Here is a 301-nt window from a genome sequence, read left to right as displayed (position 1 = left end):
ATTTTCTTGGCTGTTTTGGGGATTTGGGCTGCGCCAAAAGAAAGTCTGATCACCTTTGGCACCATCATCGTGCTCTCCCTGATGCTGAGTTGGGGAAAAAATCTGGCTTGGTTCAACTACTTGTTATTTGACATTTTACCGGGATACAACAAGTTTCGGGCAGTCTCAATGGCCTTGGGCATGACGCTTTTTGCGGTTCCTGTTTTGGGAATGATCGCCTTGGAAAGACTTGCCAAAACCAAGGAGCTCAAGCCACTGCTGATTTCCGGAGGAATTGTAGCCGGATTGACCTTGATTTTGG

Annotated in this window: 1 pseudogene; it reads left to right on the top strand. The window is 47.2% G+C overall.

Features of this window, described 5'->3' with window-relative positions:
• Positions 1 to 301 (top strand): annotated as a pseudogene (locus tag ACNKXV_RS14165) (hypothetical protein); the annotation flags it as partial.

This window comes from Christiangramia aquimixticola, from assembly GCF_048285835.1.
Classification (GTDB): Bacteria; Bacteroidota; Bacteroidia; order Flavobacteriales; family Flavobacteriaceae; genus Christiangramia; species Christiangramia aquimixticola.
The sequence above is the reverse complement of the archived record's forward strand: the minus strand, read 5'-3'. Positions and strand labels throughout refer to the sequence as shown.